Source organism: Limnospira sp. PMC 1279.21 (assembly GCF_032349615.1).
Classification (GTDB): Bacteria; Cyanobacteriota; Cyanobacteriia; order Cyanobacteriales; family Microcoleaceae; genus Limnospira; species Limnospira fusiformis.
This window is the reverse complement of sequence record NZ_JARPLU010000135.1, coordinates 9045-13021: the sequence shown is the minus strand read 5'-3', so window position 1 is coordinate 13021 and position 3977 is coordinate 9045. Positions and strand designations below refer to the sequence as shown.

Below are 3977 nucleotides of genomic sequence, written 5' to 3'. Positions count from 1 at the left end.
TCAAGCACGGTTTTGAATGGGAGTTGGGGAAGGCGACTTCCCTTTCGACCCCTACCGGATCTATTTCAATAGCTTTTTCAAAATTTATTAATGCTTCTTCAATTTTGTGAAGTTTAATCATTGCTTGACCTTGTTGGTAGTAATACTTAGATCGTTCATTTTGATTAATAGTCATCTTAATACCTCCTAAAATTTTTTTGAAAAAATATATGTAATTTCATACTACTGTTTAATAGCTTTTTCTTGATTAACAGAAAAATACTTCTTAATAATACGAAGCTCAAAATAACCATCACTATCATTTATGCGGTTATGGGAATTAGGATTGAGGTAGTACAACCCTAAAGGTAAACCTACTATACTATATTTTTCACCCTGATAGGAACATCTAAGCCAAAATTCCCAGTCTGCACTTGTGCCATAATTAGGTTCATCAAAGTAACCATATTTACTATGTAGGTCTTTTTTCCAAAGTGGCATACAGTGTAGGGTATTCCGAGAGACAACAATACCATCATTATTATATTTATATAAGTCGTCGAAAGTTATTTCTCCTGAAAGTCCATCAAACCAAACTGCCTCTGGTGTAAAAAAGTTACAATCCTCATTTGGTTGGTAAGTGACAACCAGTGCTGAAGATACAGCACTAATTTGAGGATTATTTTCTAGGTGATTAGCTAGTATTTCCAGATGCAAAGGAGAGCGACGGTCATCCAAATTAGCATTAGTAATATACTTACCATGACTTTGACGAATTGCTATGTTCCAACATTCATATAATCCTGGATCTTTATCTAATCTATGATAATGAATATTGCTAAAGCCGTTTTCATGAATAAATGCCTCAATAATCTCTCCTTCGTTTTCTGGAGAATTACCATCAATCAGAATTAACTCACATTGAGAAAATATGGTTTGTTTGGTGATATTTTCAAGAAATCCCTGTATAAATTCTCTACCTTGATAAACCGAGGTAACAATAGATATTAGAGGATTGAGATAAGGATCTGTTTTTATCTGTTGGTTTATCGAGTTTTCTTGGTATTCTATTTCTGCCATTAATATTTGGTAATATATATACTCTTTTTTATTATTAAATTGAATTAACCAATTGAGATTCATTTCTTTTTTGATAAATTCTTTAACATCGATATAGTCAAATTCATTATCAAATTTTATTTCTATTAAATTTGCCAATGCAGAAGGATGAGTTTGAGTAATAAATTTTAATTTTGATTCAGTTACGGAACAAGTATCAAAATTAATCATTATGTGTTCATAGATGTTAAATAAATTATAGTTATCCAATAACTTTAATCTTTGATCATATCTATAATTTATATAATTTTTGATCCATAATTGGGCTAAATCACTTTCATCATTGTCAAAAAATGGATAAATCCACATGATGGGTTGCTTAGGAAGTAAATAAGTAGTATCTAACCAATGATTTATCGCCAAAATTACCTTTAAAGGATTGGTTTTTGAAAAATTGAAAATGATATGCCAATTATCGCTTGAAAATATTGTTTCTTTCTGTCGTAGATTACTTGTTTGATTGTTCAAATTAATTAGTTGTTCTTTAATAGTTGTTTCTATCTTTTTTTGTACAATAAATTCATTTAAAGCATTATCTTCCCAAATGAATTTATTGTTTTTCTCAATCATCCATAATCTCATTCTTAAAGCTAATTCTTGAGCTATTTTTGTTAAATAATCAGGAATTATATGAGGAGAGTTAATAGCCTGAAATAATAATTCAATTTTCCCTTTATTTATTACTGAATCCTTAGCCAATAACAGGTAATCTCTTCTCTGTGAATTAGATTTCCAATCAGGCAATAAATGCGTTAAATATCTATTAAATTGAATAAGATATTCAGGAGTAGATTTAATTTCTTCAATTGCGTTCGAGCTTCTTTTTAATGATTCAATCTGATTAATTAATCTTAAATCATTACTATGTTCAATGTTACTCAGAGTTTCCTCTAGTAACAATTTTCTTGTTAAGCCTGATTCGGTTAATCTTTCGTACAAATTAGTATCATCCCAACCATAAGTTTGAATGTATTCATTAAAATAACCAATTTCAGATAATTGTTTTTTCCACACATAAAAAGTTCCATTCAAATATCTATTTTCATAATATTTCCAATCACCAGCAAAAAACTCGCTTTGATCAACTAACTGATTTTTTTCAAAGAAGTCAGAAGTTATTTTATTATCGGCATCTATTTTTAGAATTTTGTCATATCTTGCTAATTGTAGGCCTACATTATAAGCAAGAGTAAGAATCCATCTGGGCTGATCAATAACTTTAGCAATTAGAATACGATCATCTTTAATACCAGATTCTTGTAGAGATTGACTAACAGGAATATTGGAGTTCCAATCTACGATAATTATTTCATCAATTTCTGCAAGTTTTAGCCAAGTTTTAAGACTATGTACAAGATTATCATTTCGATTCATGCAACAAGTTACTAGAGAAATTCCTTTCATAGTAGGAAGTTTCTCCAAGCTACTTAATAAAATAGAATTACTACTTTTGTCAATAATTTTATCTAAATATTCTCTGGTTTGCTTCTCTGGAGAATGATTATTTATGGTTTTGGGATCAGTAATAATACTTTCTTGAGACTGAATTATTCTCCAATAATCTGAGGCTGCTGGTGGCTGTATGGCTGCTTCCCTAGACTCTGAACCTTGCTCTTTGTGTCCTTCTTGCCACCGAATCAAACTATTATTAATTTGAATATTTTCTACTTCATCTGGATTTAAAGTCCACACATTCATTTTCAACTTAGAGGGCTGACTAAGATTGCTACTAGGATAAACCCATGCTGTACTACCTAAAATCGTAGTGTCACCGTACTTATCGTAAGACCTTAACTGTGTTTCATGTAGATGAACTATCTTGATGTGATTACATGGATTATAAACTTTGGCACCATGAACTGAAAATAAGTAGGCAATCTTAGCATCACAGCGAGGAAATCCTAAAGGAATTTCCAAAGATTTCTTTAAGGATTTACTAAAATTATATCCTCCATAAACCGCCCAAAGATCCTGAGACTGATGGGGACTCTTGTGCAAAGTTTGCTCTGAGTCTTGTTGCTCATGACGGCTGAGGGCAATAAAAGCATTAGGGTTAGTAGAAAATATGTCTCTAAGCCATGAAATAGATTGATCTAAGTAAATATCAGTGTTTGCCAAAACTGATATTTTATCAGCAAATCTTGCCTGTGTTAATTTGACCCAATCCAGATAAGTCGCCCTAGAAGAGAGCCTGATAATTTCAATCTTAGGATTTTCTAGTTCTGGCTGATGACCATCATCAATCAGTAAGACAATTTTTTCAATCTCAGGACATTCTATATTTTTTCTGAGGCAATAAATTAATTCATCCTGTCTGTTTGGATGCTGATCTTTATAATAGGGTGTGAATAATACAATTTTATATGGAATTGTTTTAGCCTTCCAATTCCCGATCTGATGATAAGCTTTTTCTGCTTCTTCTAAACGCCCAACAGTACGCCAAATATCTCCCAGATTTTGCCAAGCATTGATTTGCAATTGAGTATTATTTGGTGCGATTTGTAAAGTGTTTTTATAAAATGTAACTGCTTGATCTAACTGACCTTGACTTCTGAAGGCATCCGCCAACATTAAAGAAATTTTGGCATCTTGAGGATTAGCTTCTAAAGCTCTATAATAAATCTGTAAGTTATCGGGATTGGCTTCGATCGCCTTATAATAAACCTGAGAAATTTCTTCCAGATTGGGGGGGACTTGATGTCGGAGTGCATCCCCTAACTTTTCATAGATACAAGGCAAATCAGGCTGAATTTCCATTGCCCTTTTATAAGCCTTAACTGCTGCTTCCCACCGCTCCAACTTGACCAATGCTTCGGCTAAATTGTAGTGAGACCAGGGTAAATCATCCCGCCAAGCGATCGCATTTTGATAAGCCTCCG

The 3977-nt window shown here is 32.3% G+C and carries 2 protein-coding genes; both read right to left on the bottom strand.

The genetic code is table 11. The features are described 5' to 3' along the window. Window positions 1-175 (bottom strand): tetratricopeptide repeat protein (locus P5683_RS26515; RefSeq protein ID WP_396442573.1); only part of this gene is annotated, 175 nt, incomplete at its 3' end. A 47-nt stretch (window positions 176-222) separates the two neighbouring features. After that, the gene (locus P5683_RS18045) at window positions 223-3957 is read right to left on the bottom strand and encodes a glycosyltransferase (RefSeq protein WP_315669471.1); all 3735 of its coding nucleotides are present in this window, start codon (window positions 3955-3957) and stop codon (window positions 223-225) included. Between the last annotated feature and the right edge of the window lie 20 nt (window positions 3958-3977).